Below are 18,895 nucleotides of genomic sequence, written 5' to 3'. Positions count from 1 at the left end.
CTGGGGCACTGTCATGCCATGGTTCCGAGTCGTTTTCGTTCTCCCGCTTCTGCTCACGGGCTGTCTCTCGTTTAGCAGCAGTTCCCCGACACCGCCCGACAAGACCACGGTCGTCGTGCCTCAGCAGGGCCCCGCAACCGATTGCGCGACTGCGCCTTGCCAATAAGGGCTGATGGCCTGATGGCCGCGCATCAGTGCGAAGCGGTGTCCGGCGAAGGCGCGGCAAGCGCCTGCTTGTTGGCGGGGAGCTGGCGCACCCGATAAATCAGATCGCCCGAAAAGAGCACGGCGCCGCCCACCGGCAATCCAGCCGAGCGCAACGCGTCCGTGGTCCACGTGTTGCAGGTGTAGAACGCATCGTAGGTGCCCGTGGCCGCGAAGAACTCGCTGCCAGGGTAAGGCCCTTCGCCCAGCCGCAGCGGCGTGCCCGATGCATCGCGCTCGATCGACTGCTGGAGAAACGCGAGGAGTCCGGCCAGGCCCTCGCGCGTCACCGCGAGCGGGGTCACGCTCGCGCGCCCGAACGCCGCCGCCGGGGGCGCGTTCAGCACCGTCATCAACACGGCCGGCTGGCTCGGAAACAGCGCCCTGAGCGCCGCCAGCGGACTATGCGTGCGCGTCACGACATATTGCCGTTCGCCAAAGCCGAAGCAAAGGAAGCGCGCGCCTTTGAAATCCGCTGCGAGTGACGCCTTCAATGGACCGGAATCTTCGCTGCGCATACAGACATCGGTATGCCAGCCGCGCCGCGCGACGACGATGGACGCGGCCGCGGGGCCGGGTAGCGATTGCACGGGAACGGTCGAGCAGGCGGCGCAAGCAACAAGAACCAGCGCGGCCGCGCATGGCCACGCGAGACTGGGCCGCCTTGAACGATGCCGGCTCGCGTCTTGCCCAATACGCCAGTCGTCCGCGCCGTGCTGCTTTACCGTGATCCGCTCCAGCAAAGGCTACGATCTACTTGCGCGTGCTTACGCAAGCATTCAGCGTGGTACAGCAGAAGCCATACCCGTCGCGCCTCAAGCCCCGAGCAGCACGCCGCTGCGTATCGGCTTCGTTCCCGTCACGCGCCCGAGCGGCGCGCCGGCCGTGACGAAACGGATCGCCCTGCGCATATAGAACACGCCCTCCACCGTGCTGTTCACGGTAACGGTCCCGCCCGTCATCGGATCGACGATATCGAACAGCGGATCGTTCTCGCGTATCCAGTCGCCGATATTGGCGCGATGCACGAGAATCCCGCTTTGCGGCGCATAGAACTGCGCGCTGCCGGCGAGCGGCGTGGCCGGCATGAGCAATTCGGGCAGCGGCTTGGCGTCTGCACCGACGATCGCGCCGCGCCAGCGCAGGTAATCGATCAGCGCATTGGCGTCGCGCTGCGCGCTGTCCCACGAGACGTCGCGCTGCCCGCGGCATTCGATCGTCACGGCAGTCGGTCCGGCCGGCACCGGCTGCGTGGCCGGCATCTGCTGACGCAACTCCCACCAGAGCAGGCTATGCGCTTCGTCGAACGCCTGCGCGCCCGAGTCGGTCGCGAGCAGTTGTGCGCGCGAGCCCAGGTAGCGCGCAAGCGGCTCGACGTCCGGCCAGCCCGCCTCGCTCGTGTACACGTGCATCACGGCCTCGAGCGAGCAATGGAGGTCGATGATGAGATCGGCGTCGTGCGAGAGCTTGAGCAGCGCCGACTGTAGCGAATCGAATTCCGTGAGCGGCTCACGCGCGTCCAGCTCTTCGCGCATGAGCTGCCGGATGAGCTCGCGATTGCGCTCGACGTCGGGGCCGAGCACCTGCTGCGCGCGCGCGAGCAGCTTCGGGAACGCGTGGAAATGGCGGTTGAAGTTCCTGCCGCTCGTGAGGTCGAAGCGGCCGATGAACTGGCCGAGCACGTGCTGATTCAGGCCGACCGGATTGGCGAGCGGCACGAGCACGACGCGCGCGGCGAGCGCGCCTTGCGCATCGAGTTCCGCCAGTTGCGCGCGCAGCACAACCCCTGCCAGCATGGCCGGCGTTTCGTCGGCATGGAGCGACGCCTGAATATAGACTTTCTGGTGCGCGTCGACAGGGCCGAAATGGAAGCTGGTCAGTTCGCGATGCGTGCCGGGCGTGGCACTGAGGAGCGGAATCGATTGCCGGTTCATGAATAAAAAGCGATGTCAAAAAATCGATAATTGGCAGGACTTAGTTTCCGTACGGATCGAAGTCGAAATACCGGTGTGCGATCTGCGCATAGGTGCCGTCCTTGAGCATGGACGCGATGGCCGCGTTCATCTGCGCCTGCAACGCGGTTTCGTCCTTGCGCAGGCCTATCCCCGTGCCACGGTCGCCCATCGAGATCGGGCCGCCAACGAACGCGAAGCCTTTGCCCTGCGTCGTGCGCAGGAAGCCGTAATCGGCTTCGACGTAGCCCAGCAGCGCGGCGTCGAGCCGCCCATTGATCAGGTCTGCGAACACTTCATCCTGGCTCTTGTAAGTGACGACATGCACGCCCGCCGGCGCCCAGTTCGCGAGCGCATAGGTCTCGAACTGCGTGCCCGACTGCACCCCGACCGACTTGCCGGCCAGCGCCTGGGCGGAGCTGCCAAAAGGGGCGCCCTGGCGCGCGACGAGCCGCGACTTGAACTGGAACAGCTTGGAGGTAAAGAGAATCTGTTGCTCGCGCTTCGCCGTGATCGCCATCGACGACATGATCGCGTCGATCTTGCGCGCCTGCAGCGCCGGGATCATGCCCGAGAACTCCAGCTCGACCCACTGGCAATGCGCGTGAATGCGCCGGCAGATTTCGTTGCCGAGATCGACGTCGAAGCCCTTGAGCGAGCCGTCGGGCGCCTTGGCGTCCATGGGCGGATAAGTCGGGTCGATGCCGAGGCGCAGCGTGTCGCTCGCGCGCGCGGAGGCGTGGATGCCGAGGGTCAGCGCGACGGAAAGAAGGATCGATGCGATTTTTTTCATGGCGAAGGATCGAGGAAGGAACGGTGTCTCCAGCCTGTCCGATGGTAGGACGTCGCCGCGTTCTGGAAAAGCCCGCATTCGTCTATCATGATCACTTTGACCGATCACCGGTCGCACAAGACCACCGCCGTGAGCCTCACGCTTTCGCAGTTACGCATCTTCGTCGCCGTTGCCGGGAACGGCAGCGTGCGGGCGGCTTCCCGCGCGCTCGGCATGGCGCAGAGCGGCGTCACGCAACAATTGCGCAACCTGGAAACGGAGCTGGGCGGCGAGCTGATCATGCGCACCAATCGCGGCGTCACGCTCACGGTGCTGGGGCAGCGGCTATTGGTGCGGGCGGCGTCGATACTCGGCGAGTGCGAGCGCGCGAGCGCGGAAGCGCAGCAACTACGCGGCGACTATGCGGGCGAAGTGGCGTTCGGCCTGACCACCGAGCCGCTAATGGACACGCTCGCGCCGGTGCTCGGCGAATACAGCGCGCGATTTCCGCGCGTGGCGCTGCGTTTGCGCACCGGCACTTCGCGCATGATGATTTCGTGGATACGCGAGGGGACGCTCGATTTCGCGCTCGCGCTTGTTTCGGACCAGACCGATACCACCGATCTTTCGGTGACGGAGCTTTATCCGTCGAATCCGGTAGTGGTCTGCCGCCGCGATCATCCGTTGGCACGGGCGCGCTCGCTTCGCGCACTCGCGAGCGCCAATTGGCTCGCCACGCGCTCGCCGAATATTACGGACACCTTCGCTTCTAGCCGGCTCACGACCTTCTTCGCCGATCACGGCTTGCCGGCGCCGCGCATCATCGCAACCGTGGAAGGGTTGTTCGAAACGCTGCATTGGGTCAGCGAGACGGATTGCCTTGCGCTGGAGGCTTCGGTGGTCGCCACGCGGGGACCGTTTGCCGACCGCCTGACCTGTATTCCGATTGCCGAGCGTCCCGCGGATCAGCAGGTCTGTCTTCTGCAGCGCGCGGCGGCCCCGCTCACGCCCGCGGCGCAGGAACTGGCGACGATGCTGGCTTCGTATGCGCGCGCCGTGCGGTTGCCCGGCGGCGCGCGGAAGGATCGCGCGCCGCGTTGAAGTTTGCGTTGCGGGCCACGGCACGCACCGGCAAACTTCACGCGCCTCCCGTCAATGCGGGTTCCGTGGAGGCATATAGGTCGTCCGGCTCGGCCGCAGCCCCATTCGATGGGCACTTTCGAGCCATGTGATGGCGGCAGCGGTAGGATCGACGACGGGAACATGGACATTGGCCGCGTCCAGCAGCGCCGCTTGCAGGTCCTTCGCCACCCCGAGCATGCCCGTGCAGCCGAGCACGATGACATCGGCCTCTTTCCGCGTGACGACGGCTTCCTTTGCCTGCTCCAGCAGTGCCGAAAGCAGCTTGCGACGATCCGTGAGTTGCTGGACCGGAATGTTCACGACCCTCGGTGGCGCGATCCGGCCATCGATGCCATGGCCGCGCGACAGTCCGCGCAACATCGGCAGCACCTCGGGCAGTACCGTGATGAAGCCAACGCGCTCGCCAAGCCCGAGCGCCGTCAGCACAGCCGGTTCGAAGCCGCCCACCACGGGAATATCGGCAATCTCGCGCGCCGCCGACACCGCCGGATCGGCAAAGCACGAGACGAAGATGCCGTCGACTTTGTCGGCGACGGCCTGCTTGACCTGGGCGAGGATGCCAGGACCGTTGATCACGTCGTCGTACTCCGACTCGATGCTGGTGCTGCCGCTCTGAATGCTCACGGCATCCACCGTGGTCGTGGGCAGCGCCCAATGCCGTGCCTCGCTGAGTACCTCGGGAATCAGCGCGTCGCCGGTAATGGGCAAAATGATGCGAATCTTCATGCGTTCACCTTCCTGTCGTGGGATGAAAACGAAGTGGCTGGCTTCACTGCGTGATCCATAATATTTCGCATATCGAATTATTGGCCATAGTCGTTCGGCTCATCACAGTGCTGCGAGCGCCACCTGGATGAAACTTGGTTAGTGCTCGTGCTGATCGGTCGGGAATGCGCGCGCAATGACTTCGGACACCACCGCCGTCAACTTCTTTGCATAGGGCACATGCAGAAACTCGTTCGGCCCATGCGCGTTCGACTGCGGTCCCAGCACGCCGCACACCATGAATTGCGCCTTCGGAAAGCCGGCCTGCAGGATGTTCATCAGCGGGATCGTGCCCCCCTGCCCCATACAAGCCGCATCGGCGCCAAAATGCGCGCGCGAGGCTTCGCTCAACGCGGCCTCCAGCCAGCCGCGGGTTTCGGGCGCGTTCCAGCCGTTCGCCACACCCGCCGCGGGCTTGAATGTCACCTTTGCGTTATAGGGCGGATCGAGTTCGAGCAATGTCTTGAGCGCGGCGACGGCCTGCGCCGCATCGACCAGCGGCGGCAGACGCAGCGAAAGCCGGAACGCCGTGCGCGGGCGCAACACGTTCCCGGCATCGGCAAGCCCTGGCAGGCCCGATGCGCCCGTTACCGCGAGCGATGGCCGCCACGTCGAATCGAGCAATGCTTCTTTGGGGTCCGTCGTCGTCGGCAACACCTTGCTGCCGTCCTGGCCGCATGCCCAGGGCAACTTCTTCCAGACTTCATCGCCAAGAATCTGCGCGGCCGCTTGCGCCTCGCGCAGCCGGGACGGCGGGATCGGGCAATGAAATCGCGCGGGCAGGAGGCGGCCCGTCGAAGCGTCTTCGAGCCGTTCGAAAAGCTGGCGCATCACGCGAAAGCTCGATGCGGCAATGCCGCCGTATGCGCCCGAGTGAATCCCTTCCTCCAGCACCTCGACTTCGAGGTCGCCCACCGCGGCGCCGCGCAACGACGTGGTCAGCCACAATTGATCGTAATTGCCCGCACCGGAGTCGAGGCACACCACGAGGCCCACCTGACCAAGCCGTTCGCGCAGAGCCTCCACGTAGGGCAGCAAATCGTAGCTACCCGACTCCTCGCATGTCTCGATCAAGCCGACACAGCGGGGACGCTCCACACCCTGTGCATCGAGCGCGGCGAGCGCCGTCACGCTCGCATAGATCGCATATCCATCGTCCGCGCCGCCGCGGCCATAAAGCCGCCCGTCGATCAGCCTGGGCGTCCACGGTCCGAGATCGCGACGCCAGCCATCGAACTCGGGCTGTTTGTCGAGATGACCATAAAGCAGCACGGTTTGACTGCTGCCCGAACGAGTGGCCGGCGCTTCGAACCAGATCAGCGGTGTGCGTCCTGGCAGCCGGATCACCTCCACTTTCAGCCCTTTCACCGGCTGACGTTCGGCCCATTGCACGGCATCGGCCACCACGCGTTCGAGATAGCCATTGCGTGCCCAGTGCGGGTCGAATGCGGGACTCTTGGCGGGCACGCCGATATAGTCGGTCAACGCCCGGACGATTTCGTCGTCCCAGCGTTGTGCCACGTAATCGCGCAACGCGCTGGCGTCGAGCGCACGCGGCGCTTCATTGATTGCAGCCTCCACAGCCATATCGTCTCCTCAGATGCGTCAGTCATGTCCCACTCTGCGCCGCGACCTGCACGGCCTCGATAGCGGCCGCACGCGTATTCACATTGAGCTTCGAAAAAATCGTCTTCAGATGCTGCTTGACCGTCTCGGGCGAGACACCGAGCGCACGGCTGATTTCCTTGGTCGTCTGCCCTTGGGCGAGCCAGTACATCACATCGCGTTCGCGCGGCGTGAGCCGCTCGTCGCGGTCAATGCGCAAACGCAGCGCATCGAGGAAATGCGCCTGAATGCGCTTGCGCAAAGCGTGCTGCGCCGGGGTTTCGTCCAGTAGCGCCCTGTTCACGAAGGTCATGTCCGGGCAGTCTTCGACAAACGGCTGGCTCATGCCGCCCTCGGCCGCGATCGACACCGCCGCCGCCCACGCTTCGAAGCTCGCGTGATCGGCCCCTGCGGCTTTCAAGGCGCGTGCGCGCAGCAGGCGCGCCACCACGATGCCGGGCCGCTCCTCCATTTGCTCCGCGAGCGCGTGCAGCCGGTCCGCTGCTTCGCGCGCGATGTCGCTGCGGCCTTGCGCGAGCGCGCTGCGAATCGTTGCGTGCCCAACCATTTCGACGTCGTCCCACGGTAACGCACGCGGTTCACACGCCGTATTCCAGAGCGCCGCGAGATCGATGCGTTCCTCGAGTGCGCGCATGGCCTCCACCTGCCCCGAGTCGGCAAGCCATACGAGCCTCAAGCATGCCGACTGAACCCCGAGGTGCGGCAGCGTCTCCAGCGCGGCGAGCCGGTCCGCCGCATCGAGACGCGCCAGCGCAGCATCGCTTTGCCCTAGCGCGAAATGGCAGCGCGCGCGATCGACGTAGAGCGCACAGATGACTTCGAGCACCAGCCCCGCCGAGTTCGCCGGGATGCTGTCGAGTATGCGCGCCGCGACCTCGACGTGGCCCGTGAGGTACGCAATGCGCGCGCGCATCGTCGCGACCCGATGAATAAACGAGTTCTGTCCGAAGCGCGCGACGGCGAGGCGCGGGTCGCTCACTTCGGTGAGAATGCGGTCCGCTTCGGCCAGATGCCCCGACCCCATGCATTCGCGCGCGCGATTGAGGCGCACCCACGCGAGGTTGTAATCGTGGTCCGGGCTCCGGTACATCGTCTCGATTCTTGCGATGTAGCGTGCGGCGTCGGAAAGCGGCCCATAGCGATGAATGAACATCACCTGAAGCGGAATCAGGATGCCGAGCAGGCGCCAGTCTTCGCAGAAGCGCGTCATGGCGAGCCGGGTCACGCGATCGAGATCGGCCCACGGCGAGACCACGAGTTCATGCTCGGCGCGATGGACCAGGACCATCGTCTCCACGAGCGCGAGATCGAGCTGAAAGGCGGCGTCGTCAGCGAGCCGCGGGGATGGCGAACCAGCGGGCGGGTCGCGCAATTCGGCTTGCAGCCGTTCGAGATCCCAGCACGCCTCGCTCGCATTGTTTTCGACGAGCAGGATGCCGATATGCAGTAGCCGCAAGCGAGGATGGCGGTGCCGGATCTCGGCGGGCAAGCGCGAAAGCAATACGCGCGCGCGTCCGACGCCCGCATCGGCCATGAGGCGCGCACCGCCACGCGCTTCGAGCAGCCGCGCCGCCGCCTCGGGCTCGTGGGCCGCCACGGCGTGGTCGACGGCGGCGAGCAGATCGTTGCGAGCGGCATAGGCCCCCGAGGCGCGCATATGGCGAGCGTTGACGACCGCGTCGCCATCCTGAAGCGCACGACGCAGCAGATGTTGCCGCAGCCACGGAACGACATGGATGGAGAGCGGCGACGTTCCCGGCCGGATCATCGGCGAAAGCGCGGCCAGCCGCGTGATGTGGTGCCCGCTATCGGCCCGCTCGCGCACGGCGTCGGCAATGTCGGCGCGCACCTCGTCGAGAATGGCCGTTTCGACGAGGAAGGCGCGATCGGCAGCGTCGAGCGGGTCGACGATCTGCGTCGCGAGCCAGGCATCGGCTTCCACCTGGGCGCCGCCGATTGCAGCACCGATCGCACCACTGCCTTGCGCGTCTTGACGCCGCGCGAACTGCATCGCGACCGGCCAGCCCTCGCAGCTTTCGAGCAAGGCGGCGAGCGGCGCCTGGCACCCTGCCTGCTGGTGAAAGCGCGCCGCTTCATCGGTACTGAAGCACAGCAACGCAGGGTCGAGCACGCGCCAATGACCTCCGAGCCAGCGCTGCGACTGGAACGCGTCGGGCGGCCGCCGGCCCGCAAGGTACAAGGTCACCCCTTCGGGCAGGACCTGCGCCAGCGCCGTCAATTGCTCGTCGGCGTCGGTTCCGGCGAGATGTTCGTCGTTGTCGATGAAGACCGCGATTTCCCCGGCGCGCTCGCATGCCGTCGCGAGCAACGCATCGAGTTTTGCAGGGGCGCGCGCCGGGACCAAGCCCGCATGCCGCAGGGCCTCGCCCAGCAGTGCGCGCAAGTCCGCCGCCTTTCGATCGCCTTCCATGCAGTTCAGCCACACCGTGGCGACGCCCGACTCCTGCAATTGCCTCGATCGTTGCGCGCACAACGTTGTTTTCCCGAACCCGGCAGGAGCCCGCACGACCACGACGCGTGCGCGAGCCGGCGCGGCGTCGCTCAACTGGCGCAGCAGGCGCTCGCGCGCGAGCGCATCGTCGATGCGGACGTCGGGTTCGAAACGGGTAGCAAGGTCCAGTCGCGCTCGGCGCTCCACAATCACTCTCCTGCGGCGTAATAGAGGGAGGCGCGGATCAGAAGTTCTTCACCAGCGAGAAGTTCACACTCACGCTGCGCGGCACGCCCTGATGGTGATAGTCCACGTCGAGCGTACCGGAGATGAAGCAGTTCTGCGCGGCGAAACCGAGGTATGTGAACGTCGGGCCGATCATCCCTTCCGTCGCGCGCTGAAAATCCGATCCGCCAATATTGTAGATATTGTAAACATGATGAATACCGGCCAACAGGTTCGGAACGAACTGATAGCCGGCGGCGATATCGAACAGCGAAAGCGAAAGACCACCACGCATGCGCACGCCGCTGCCGGACGGCAATTCGGTCAGATTGTAGTTATGGAACAGATACGCGCCGGCGATGGGCGCCACCGTCGCATGCCAGCGGCCATAGCCGAAATAGTTGTTCACGCTCGCGCTGATCGACCACTGGTTCGCGCCCGCGCCAAATCCACCGGTCTTGCTCGATCCGTTCGGCGCGTTGAAAATCAGCATCGGGCTGATCCACCAACTGCGAAAGTCGTCGGTCCCGAAGGTGTTATCCGCGGATTCCACGACGTGATAGTAGTATTCGAGGCCCAGCTCCGGCGTGGAAATCCCGAATGCGGAATCGTCCGATCCTTTCGGGGTCGTCTGCACACCTGAATAGAAGCCCAGCCACGTTTCAAACTGGTCGCGCGTCGTGCCCGTGACACCGGTCTTCGAAAAGTACGCGAGCTCCGTAAACATCTTGCCCGTGTTGATGTTCGGCGCGCTATGCGAGTACGAGGGAAACAGCAGCACGCCGAAGGTGCCGGGAATGCCCGGTTGCGAGAAACCGATGAAATTGCCCGCGCAGGCGGCGGGCGACCACACCGCGGCCATGAAGGCGGCCGCACCGAGTACCATGGCGCAACCACGGCTTGTGCGCAGCGCCGCAACGCGCGCGTGCATGAAGCGTGCTACCGATGCGGCCCGCGCGCGGCATGCGCGAGAAAGCCGGGCCAACTTTCCAGTTTGACGACGAGCTGCTGCCATAGAGATCTCCTCACACGTTTTCCCATGGCCGGCGCGAGTCTCGCGCGGCCACCTGGGTTGCCCTTGCCGCCGTTTAGGGTTCTTTGCGCTTTGCAGGGCGGATGGCTTCGTTCACGCTTCGGTGAGCGCGTCCTCCTGTGCGGCGCTCGTGAGCGTTTCGAGCGGGACGTAGTCGGTGTCGTAGCCGAAGTAGCGCGGCCCCGCGAGATCGAGACCGGCGGGCGTACGCCACGACGGGTGGCTCGGCAGTCCCATCAGCGTCACGCGTAGCCCGTAGCGCATCGCTTCGCTCGTGATGGGCTCGCCCGTTTCCATGTCGAGCGTGCAAATGAGGTCGGGCGTCATGCAGACAACGCGCGAATCGACGCGGGCGAGCAGGAACTCGTTCTGGAGTTCGAGTTGCGCCGTGCGGCCGGCAAACCGGTCGAGGCCCGCGATCGTGACGACCCCGCGCTGCCAGCCGCCTTCAAGGCGACGCACGACGTCGGTCACCTTGCCCTCGAAGAGACGAACGCCACCGAGCGCGCCGAGCAGCGCGCTAACTGCGTCGCTTCCCTCGCGACGCGCGTCGAGCACCACCTGCCCCGCGCGTTGCAGCGCGCGCAGCGAGCCGCGAATCACGGCGCGCTTGGCCTGCGCCCCCGTCATCGGATACAGCGCGCACGAACACGCGCCGCCCATTTCGACGAGAATCGAGCGCGTCGTGCGCTCCGCGAAATGGTTGTTGCCCGATTGAATCAGCACCACGTTGGACCGGTCGTCGACAACGGCCATCGGCGTCGCGCCAATGCCGTACATCGTGCAGGTCGACATCTGGAGCTCGGGAAACGCGCGGCCCATGGTGTCCCCGTCGATGAGCGGGATACCCACGCGGCTGGCGACCGAGAACGGGATCGTCGAATTGAAGCCGCCCGCCTCCATGCACAATGTGGCGTCGGCTTTGCGCCCGAGATGCTTTTCCAGCGCATGCAGCGCAAGGATCAGCGGCTCGACGCTCGGCAGCTTTTCCGTCATCACCACGGGCGCACCGGCGCCGGCCACGGGCACGACCAGCGCGTCGTCGTCGAGCGTCATCACGTCGATCAGGTCAACGGGACCCGACTCGCGCATCAGACGCTGGCCGAGCAGCTTGCCCAGGTACGGATCGCCGCCGCCGCCCGTTCCGTAGATCGCGCTGCCAAGCGCAATGGCGTCCAGCTGGTCGGCGTCTATTTTCCACATGATTCGTTCTCCATATTGATATGCGCTTTTTTTTTGAGCGGTTCACAGACGCAGGTCGCCCACCATCTTCACGCGAATGCGCGTGGCCTTGCCGGGCAGATAGGCAAGCGGCGTCTCTTCCACGTTCAGCGTATCGATGCTTTCCGCCACGCCGCCTTCGTCGATCACCTTCTTGCGGCAGCGTGCCTGCGCATCGGCGATCGCGTCCTCGCGGCCGATGTCTTCGAGGCGGTAGACGTGATCGATCTCGCAGCCAATCTGCGCGATGGCCGCGCCCACGGCGTTCGCCACGTTGAACGACGGCGGACGCATCGTCGGCAGCCCGTCCACGTCTCCGTCCAGCAACACGCTGCCGCCGCCGACGAGCAGCACCGGCACCGGCGCATCCGAGATGCGCATGCGGTCCACGGCGGCGGCGACCATCGCGTGCATGCGTTGCGTGCACGCGCGAACGTCGTCTGCGCCAAGATGCGCGACGTGCTTGCTGTCGCCGAATTGGGCAATGCCCGCGGCCACCGCAATGTCGCTCGCGGTCAGCGTATCGCCGCCGAATACGAGCGCCTTCTCATAGAGTTGATAGCCGACGCTGCGCGGGCCTATCGCTCGCGCCGATGTATCGACGAGCGAGCCGCCGCCGAGGCCGATGCAGTGCACGTCGGGCATGCGGAAGTTGGTGCGCACGCCGCCCAGCTCGACCGCAACGCCGGCCATGCGCGGAAAGCCCTTTTGCAGCATGCCGACGTCCGAAGTCGTGCCGCCGATATCGACGACGATGGCATCCGGTTTGCCCGAGAGGAACGCCGCGCCGCGCATCGAATTGGTCGGGCCCGAAGCCACGGTGAGAATCGGATAATCGGCGATACGTTCAGCGGCAATCAGGGTGCCGTCGTTCTGCGTGAGAAAGAACGGCGCGCTCACTCCGGTCGCGCGCAACGCGTCGCTGAACGCGCGGCTGATGCGTCCGCCGAGATCGACGAGCGCTGCGTTCAGGATCGTCGCGTTCTCGCGTTCGAGCATCCCGAGGTTGCCAAGCGACGACGACAACGTGATATGCGCGGCGGGCAGACGCTCGCGCACAATCTCCGCCGCGCGCTCCTCCTGGCCCGGCGCGAGCGGCGAGAATATGCCTGAAATCGCGATGTGATCGATGCCGGCCTGCGCGCATTCGTCGGCAAAGCGGCGGATCGAGGCGACGTCGAGCGGCGAGATCTCGCGCCCGTCGAACTCGTGGCCGCCCGCCGAAAGACGCACGAGCGGATTGAGCGTTTCGACCAGATCGGCGGGCCAGCCCGAGAAAGGCGGAATATCGGCGCTCGACGGCAGGCACAGACGCAGCACGCCGACCCGCGAAAGCTCGCGCCGCTCGATCACGGCGTTGGTGAAATGGGTTGTGCCGATCATCACGGCGCCGACCGCCGAGGGCGCGACATCGGACTCCCGCAATACGCGCGACAGTGCATCGAGCACGCCGCTCGTGACGTCGCGCGTGGTAGCGGTCTTGATGCCGAGGACGACCTCGCGCCCATGCAACAGCACCGCGTCGGTGTTGGTGCCGCCTACGTCGATTCCTGCTCGGTACATATGCTCCTCGTTCTGTTGGGTGAATTGCACCGCCCTGGCGGCCGCTTCCATCGGGTCTCCCGGAATGCGGCGCAGGGGGCGAGTAAAGTGCGCCGCAGAAGCTCAGCTCTGCGATTGCGTATTGACGGGCAAGCGCCTCATCACGAGACGGCGCAGGACCGCGTATGCCGCGATCGACAGCAACAGCGAGTCCAGTGCGGGAATCGTGGTCACGCTCATCTGTTGCGCCTGCATCCAGCCGGCGATGCCCGTCGCGAGCGCCCAGGCTGCCAGGGCCTCGATGCGCCATGCTGGCGTGACGTCGGCGACTTTGCCCGCGGCGAGATAGAAGTTCGCGAGGTACACGCCGGCGATCGGCGGCACGGCGACGGAAAGCACGATCAGGAACGGCACCATCTTGTCGCCCACGCCGAGCACACCGAGCAGCGTGCCGAACACACCGGCGGCCAATGCAAGGCCCCAACGCGGGCGCTTTGGCGCGACGGTCACGAGCACGAGCGACGCCGCGTACAGGTTGTATGCGTTCGTGACCCACGCCGAAAGCAGGATGATGAGCAGACACGGCAGGCCCATGCCCAGCAGCTTCATGATTTCGACGAGATCGGCCGCGCCCGTCACGATGCTCGGAATACCCGAAAGATTGAGCACGAGCGGAAAGCCGATGCCATACGCAATGCACACGCCGAGCGCGCCTTGCAAGGGCGTGCGCGCATACCGGCAAACGTCCGGCGCGAGCACCGCGCCAACGATCAGGCCGCCCACGACGAAGGAAATGCCGGAGCCGACCGAGAGGCTATCGGCGCCCGCGAAGTGCAGCGCATTCATGGCGTGCGGCATGTGCAGCGCGAACCAGAACGTGGCGAACAGCAGGCCCAGTTTGAGCGGCGTGGTCACGAGCGAGAGCAGATCGAGCGCGCGGAAGCCGACCGCGGCGGTCGCCGTCATCAGCGCGCAGCCCATCAACGCCCATGCCGTGACGGGAATATGCGGCAGCAGCGCAGCGGCGCTCGGCTGCATCGCGCGGCCGAACAGCATTGCGATCACGGCGAACCAGCCGAACATCGAAATGGCGAGCACCGTATTGGCGATCGTGCCGCCGCGAGTGCCGAACGCCTGGACGATGAGCATGTAGCTCGACAGGCGCGAGCGGGCTCCGGCCACGGCCGCAAGCGATGCGACGGCCGCCAGCAACAGACCGCCGACCCAGCTCGCCACGATGGCGTGCTGGGTGCCGAGCGAATGCGCGAGCTGCGCGCCCATCGCGAAGGCCGGCAGCGTAATCACGACGCCCATGAGGATCAGTGCAATGCGAACGCCTCCGACGGTTTCTTCTGCCGAAATAGGACTTGCCGAGCAATCGAGAGTCACGGGGTGTCTCCAGGGGCTGCACGCGGGGCGTGCGCGAGGCTTTTTTAAAGGGGCTATCTCCGGGGATGCGCCTGTTTCTGCACATCTGCGTCGATCTTAAGCATCGTCGCGAGCGGACAATAATGACGATGGGGGAGGGGTGGGGATAAAAATGGGGGATTTGGCGGAAACCGGATTTTTCTGCCTATACTATGGACGCCATGGACCTCGACCCAACGCCAGCCCTGTAACGAATCCGGAGGTTATCGAGCGCGCTGGTTGCCCGGCAATACATGATCGAGCGAGGATTGATATCGCTCTTTTAGTATGGATGCCTTATTAATTAACGACGTTAATTCTGCGCATCGCACGTATTATCTGATGTTCCAATAAACACACAGTGACAAAGGAGAACAAACCGTGAATCGAGCTATTTTTCGTGCCTGCGTAGTCGCCATTTCCATTGGCGGCGCTGCCGGCGCCTGGGCGCAAGGTGTACCGCTAGCCCCTGACTCCGCCTCCGCCCTGGTCGCATCAAACAAGGAGGACAAGAAACTCGCAAACGACATCCGAAGCGCGGTATCCGGTGCGAACGTCGACACCTCGCGCGTGAAGATTGTCGTGCACCACGGTGCCGTGACCCTGCGCGGCTCCGTACCGAGCCGCGATCAGGTGCAGGCCGCGTCGGAAGCGGCCGCGCAGGTAGACGGTGTTGCCAGCGTCAAGAACAAGCTCAAGAGCCGGCAGTAGCGATTGCATTCTCGTGAATGCATCGTGACGCTGGCCGTGTGCCGGGCAAACCCCGGCACACCAAGTGGACGTAGCGCCCGGCAGAGGCCCTCGCCCAATGGAACGGGCTTCATTGCGAAGCCCGAATACGCACACACAGCCGGTTCTAACGCGTGGCCGCTGTCCTGGCCGCAATGCGTTCGAGCCCGATCAGCAGCACCAGCGTAACGACAATCAACACGACAGTCAGCACCGCGCCAGAGAACACGTCCCCGCGGTCGGTCTGGCTAAAAATCGTGACCGGCAAGCCGACCCAGCCCGGCGGATAGACCATCACCGTCGCGCCGAGTTCGCCCATCGACATCGCGAAGCTCAAGCCGAATGCGGCGATCAGAGAGGCGCGCAAGACCCCAGCGTCGAATACTGGATCTTGCCCTTGTACTTGGCATCGAGCAGATCGGCATACGTGCGCAGCGCATCCTTCAGCACGGCGGCGTTATAGATGAAGTTCGTGTAGTTGTTGACGAGCGGCTGATAGCTCTCGGTGCCGCCCATGATCGCGGCCGCCGCCTGCGGCCGGAACTTCTGCAACAGGCCGGTGGCGGCCGCACGCTGCATGAAGGGCGGCAGGGTCACGAGCACGTCGGCCTGCGGATTCGACTTTTCCTTCGAGAGCCGTTCGACCACGCCGCCCGAGCCACCCTCGATGTACTGAACCTTGATGCCGGTTTCCTTCGTGAATTCGGCGAACTCGGTCTCGAACCAGCTCCCCTTGCCGTTCGACAAATAGCGAGTGACCGAATCCGGGCGCTTCTTCTGCCGGAAACGCCGGCCTGGCGTTCCCGGCGCTCCGCTTATCTATCGGTCCAGGGGCGTTGACCGGCGGCCAGCTTCTTTTCGATCTCGTCGATCACCGGCAGCAGATCGGCAACCGTATCGATGACGAAGTGCGCGCCGTGTTCTTTCAGCACGGCCGTCGCCCGGCGCCGGACCACGGCGAGTTCGTCGGCGGACGCATTGCGCACGGCGTCCACGGTCATGCCGGCTTCGTTGCCGCTCAGCGCAACGCCGACCGTCCAGCATCCCGCGAGAACGCCCTCCTCGATCCCGACGCCCGTATCGTCGACCTTGACGACGGCATAGCCGGGCCAAACGCCGAGGTCGAGAAAGCACTTGTACATGTTCATCGGCGTGGGCCGCCCTTCCGGAAGGTCGCCGGCGCAAACGAGGTTGTCGACTTCGTAGCCCTGCTCCTTCGCGAGCGGCAGAACACGCGCCATGATCGAGCGCGTATAGCCCGTGGTCGAGCCCAGTTTCAGGCCGCGCGCCCGCAATGCCTGGGCGGTTTCGCGCGCGCCCGGCACGAGATCGGCATAGCGGTCGACGATCTCCTCGTTCAGCGGCACGAACACGCGATAGATGTCGTCGACATCGGTGGAGAGCGGGTTGCGGCCATGACTTGCTTTCCACGCGTCGTGGATGCGCGGGATGCGCAGCATCGCGTCGATATGGTCCCACTTGGGCAGGCCCATCGGCAGGCGCGCCTCGTCGATCGTCACCTCGACCCCGAACTGCTTGAATACTTCGACGAACACGCCCATCGGGGCGAAGGAACCAAAGTCCACGACCGTTCCTGCCCAGTCGAACACGACGGCCTTCAGCTTCGTCATTTCATCTGCCTTCATCGCTTCGCCTCGCATTTCATGAATAGAGATCGTCGATTACCTGTTCGCCGAGTGCGAACCCCGTCGACGCGCCGGTGCCCCCCGTTACCATGACGACCCGGACATGGTCGTCGGGGCGATCGACCAGAACGGTCCGCTCGCCCGAAGACACATAGGAGCCCACCCATCGCTGAACGATTTCGCGCTGGGGCAGATCGAAGACGCGATCGAACTCGGCAAGAATCAATTCGTCGAAGCGCGTCTGTGCAAACGGATCGTGGGCGTTGCCATAAACATGACTGTCACCCACGACCAGCGATCCGTCCGCGGACTGAACAGTAATCAGATGGATGCCGGCCGCACGTGTTTCGGATTCCTCTTCATCTAGCCGGCTTGCCAATGCTTGCACTTCGGGCAATGCGCTGAAGCCCTCGTAGCGCGCGAGGCTCAGATCGGACATCACCGCCGCGCCGAACCTCGTTTGCGGATGACCCGTTTTGAGCCGCAACATTTGCAGCGTGCAGATCTTCAGCCCGTACTGCCCGATACGCTCCGAATAGAGCGTCGACAGATCGTCACCGGGGCATACGACGATGGCGTCGGCGTGGATCGGCCCGCGGCTCGTCTCGACACGATGCCCGTAGATGGCGTTCACCGCCGTGCTCCAGTGGAACGAAACGCCATGCCTTTGCGCGAGCCACGCGGCGATCTTTGGTATCGCCTCGGTGGACTCGACGCGCAGTTCGTGCGGACTATAGAGGATCTCGCTGACTTCGCCGGTTCGCAATGCGGGCACCATGCTCGCGGCTTCCTCGCGTGTGACCATCTTGCAGCCCTCGCCCATCGGCGTCGCGAGGAAGGCGTGCAGCACGTCCACGGCTTCGCTGCGCCGTGCGGGCAACAGCAGGCCGCGATGGTGAACCTCGATGCCGGCTTCGTCGGCCACGCGCATCCAGATCTCGCGGCTTCGCATCGCGCGAGCCCAGTGGTCGCCGGCTTCCTGGCCCGTCACCGTCACGAAGCCGAAGTTGCGTATCGATGCGCCCGTGGCCCGCGCGCCCCGCTCGATCACGACAACGCGCTTACCCTTGCGCGCGGCAGCGAGCGCGATGGAGAGCCCCACGATTCCCGCGCCCACTACCGCCAGGTCAAACTCGTCTTTCATACGGCCTCATGTCTGGGTTCCGCGCTCCCTTCAACGGGCGGGTAGAGCGACCCGAAAACAGGGCCACCACCGCGGGAGTCACTGAGCCAGACTATATTCAACGCTCAAGTAGCCGCTGTGACGTCAACTGAAAATTTGCCGATGACCTCATTCGTATCTTTGCAGGGTGAGCCCAGGGATAGACGATCGACGCCTCGGCCATGAACGCCGCAATGAGCCGCGCGTCGCGCCGGTCGTTCAAGCGATACAGGTACTCGCTCATCGCGGGTTGCGCGTCGGTGAACGTCAGCATCCGAAGATCGGGGTGATTCGGCACCTCGCGCTTTGGAATCGCACTCACGCCCATGTTGAGCACAATCGCCTCGCGAACGGACTCGCGGCTGCCGAGAAAGAAATCGGTTTCAGTCTCCAGGGAGAACATCTGGATCGCTTTCTCCATTAATGCAATTCCAACATCGGTGAGGGATAAGCGTTTGCCGCCGCGATAAAACAGCTCGACCCCGTACTGGGCCTCCAGCGCGCGAATCTGTGCGGTGACGGTGGGTTGGCTCAGCCCCAGTTGGCAATGGCATGGCGGGCGTTCGGCATGGACAGGTAAAAGGAAGGAACGAAAGTCGCCTGGCAGGCGGCCTCCAGCTGCATGCCCTATGCACCGGACCGGGAGCCGGTGCGGCAAACCACACGCTGGAGTCAAACAGACGTCTACGACACGCGTATTACCGCGGCGATTTTCGATGGTATTGCGGCGACGGCATGAATGAAAGCCGTTGTTCAGCTTTGGAGGTGGCGAAGGTCTGGGGTGCCTTTGAACCAGGCGTGCTGTGACGCGTAGCCGACTGGCTTTCGTCAAAGTTGGCGCTCGAGAATTTTTTAGAAGGATGACTAACTATATAAGGCTGGTGATTGAGGCGTCGTTGATATCGCCCTCGCGCTGCGGAGCACGCACGCATCCTGCGCGCCCAGATGCGGATAGCCCGCCTACCAGATCGATGGACCGCGAGGTTATACGCGATAATCCGCTTTCGTCTGTTTTT

Annotated in this window: 16 protein-coding genes and 1 pseudogene; 2 read left to right on the top strand and 15 right to left on the bottom strand. The window is 64.6% G+C overall.

Annotated features, from left to right (window positions below):
- Window positions 1-191: 191 nt before the first annotated feature.
- The 3 genes from U5775_RS26300 to U5775_RS26290 form a co-directional block, all read right to left on the bottom strand.
- Window positions 192-794 (bottom strand): DUF2459 domain-containing protein, encoded by a 603-nt coding sequence (locus U5775_RS26300; RefSeq protein WP_322061037.1) that lies wholly within the window; start codon window positions 792-794, stop codon window positions 192-194.
- A gap of 225 nt (window positions 795-1,019) precedes the next feature.
- Entirely contained in the window at window positions 1,020-2,138 is a 1,119-nt protein-coding gene (locus tag U5775_RS26295) for a succinylglutamate desuccinylase/aspartoacylase family protein (RefSeq protein WP_322061036.1), read from the bottom strand.
- Between the two features lie 40 nt (window positions 2,139-2,178).
- A complete protein-coding gene (locus U5775_RS26290; protein WP_322061035.1) occupies window positions 2,179-2,949 on the bottom strand; it encodes a transporter substrate-binding domain-containing protein in 771 nt (256 codons plus the stop codon).
- 129 nt (window positions 2,950-3,078) lie between these two features.
- Between U5775_RS26290 and U5775_RS26285 the strand changes: the two genes are divergently transcribed.
- Window positions 3,079-4,029: a LysR family transcriptional regulator gene (locus U5775_RS26285; protein WP_322061068.1), complete on the top strand. Its 951-nt coding sequence runs from the start codon at window positions 3,079-3,081 to the stop codon at window positions 4,027-4,029.
- Window positions 4,030-4,080: 51 nt separating this feature from the next.
- Here U5775_RS26285 and U5775_RS26280 read toward each other — a convergent pair whose 3' ends face one another.
- The 7 genes from U5775_RS26280 to U5775_RS26250 form a co-directional block, all read right to left on the bottom strand.
- On the bottom strand, window positions 4,081-4,797 hold the full coding sequence (locus U5775_RS26280) for an aspartate/glutamate racemase family protein (protein ID WP_322061034.1): 717 nt from the start codon (window positions 4,795-4,797) through the stop codon (window positions 4,081-4,083).
- A 138-nt stretch (window positions 4,798-4,935) separates the two neighbouring features.
- A complete protein-coding gene (locus U5775_RS26275; protein ID WP_322061033.1) occupies window positions 4,936-6,423 on the bottom strand; it encodes a M20 family metallopeptidase in 1,488 nt (495 codons plus the stop codon).
- A gap of 22 nt (window positions 6,424-6,445) precedes the next feature.
- The gene (locus U5775_RS26270; protein WP_322061032.1) at window positions 6,446-9,121 is read right to left on the bottom strand and encodes a helix-turn-helix transcriptional regulator; all 2,676 of its coding nucleotides are present in this window, start codon (window positions 9,119-9,121) and stop codon (window positions 6,446-6,448) included.
- A gap of 37 nt (window positions 9,122-9,158) precedes the next feature.
- Window positions 9,159-10,025, bottom strand: a complete 867-nt coding sequence (locus U5775_RS26265; protein ID WP_322061031.1) for a hypothetical protein — start codon at window positions 10,023-10,025, stop codon at window positions 9,159-9,161.
- 240 nt (window positions 10,026-10,265) lie between these two features.
- Window positions 10,266-11,375, bottom strand: coding sequence for a DUF917 domain-containing protein (locus tag U5775_RS26260; RefSeq protein WP_322061030.1), 1,110 nt, complete (start codon window positions 11,373-11,375; stop codon window positions 10,266-10,268).
- A 42-nt stretch (window positions 11,376-11,417) separates the two neighbouring features.
- Entirely contained in the window at window positions 11,418-12,956 is a 1,539-nt protein-coding gene (locus U5775_RS26255; protein WP_322061029.1) for a hydantoinase/oxoprolinase family protein, read from the bottom strand.
- Window positions 12,957-13,058: 102 nt separating this feature from the next.
- Window positions 13,059-14,324, bottom strand: a complete 1,266-nt coding sequence (locus tag U5775_RS26250) for a cytosine permease (RefSeq protein WP_322061028.1) — start codon at window positions 14,322-14,324, stop codon at window positions 13,059-13,061.
- 399 nt (window positions 14,325-14,723) lie between these two features.
- Here U5775_RS26250 and U5775_RS26245 point away from each other — a divergent pair, with 399 nt between their 5' ends.
- Window positions 14,724-15,053 (top strand): BON domain-containing protein, encoded by a 330-nt coding sequence (locus U5775_RS26245; protein WP_322061027.1) that lies wholly within the window; start codon window positions 14,724-14,726, stop codon window positions 15,051-15,053.
- Window positions 15,054-15,198: 145 nt separating this feature from the next.
- On the opposite strand, the gene U5775_RS26240 is transcribed toward U5775_RS26245, so the two are convergent.
- The 5 genes and pseudogenes from U5775_RS26240 to U5775_RS26220 form a co-directional block, all read right to left on the bottom strand.
- Entirely contained in the window at window positions 15,199-15,438 is a 240-nt protein-coding gene (locus tag U5775_RS26240; protein WP_322061026.1) for a hypothetical protein, read from the bottom strand.
- Entirely contained in the window at window positions 15,423-15,818 is a 396-nt protein-coding gene (locus U5775_RS26235; RefSeq protein WP_322061025.1) for an extracellular solute-binding protein, read from the bottom strand. The genes U5775_RS26240 and U5775_RS26235 overlap by 16 nt, the downstream gene beginning before the upstream one ends.
- A gap of 68 nt (window positions 15,819-15,886) precedes the next feature.
- Window positions 15,887-16,702, bottom strand: a complete 816-nt coding sequence (gene phnX, locus U5775_RS26230) for a phosphonoacetaldehyde hydrolase (RefSeq protein WP_322061024.1) — start codon at window positions 16,700-16,702, stop codon at window positions 15,887-15,889.
- 31 nt (window positions 16,703-16,733) lie between these two features.
- A complete protein-coding gene (locus U5775_RS26225; protein WP_322061023.1) occupies window positions 16,734-17,861 on the bottom strand; it encodes a TIGR03364 family FAD-dependent oxidoreductase in 1,128 nt (375 codons plus the stop codon).
- Window positions 17,862-17,958: 97 nt separating this feature from the next.
- Window positions 17,959-18,423 (bottom strand): annotated as a pseudogene (locus U5775_RS26220) (LysR family transcriptional regulator); the annotation flags it as partial.
- Between the last annotated feature and the right edge of the window lie 472 nt (window positions 18,424-18,895).

The sequence above is a fragment of the Paraburkholderia sp. J63 genome (assembly GCF_905220245.1).
GTDB lineage: Bacteria > Pseudomonadota > Gammaproteobacteria > Burkholderiales > Burkholderiaceae > Paraburkholderia.
Note: the sequence above shows the minus strand (reverse complement) of the source record. Positions and strands in the feature narration are given on the sequence as shown.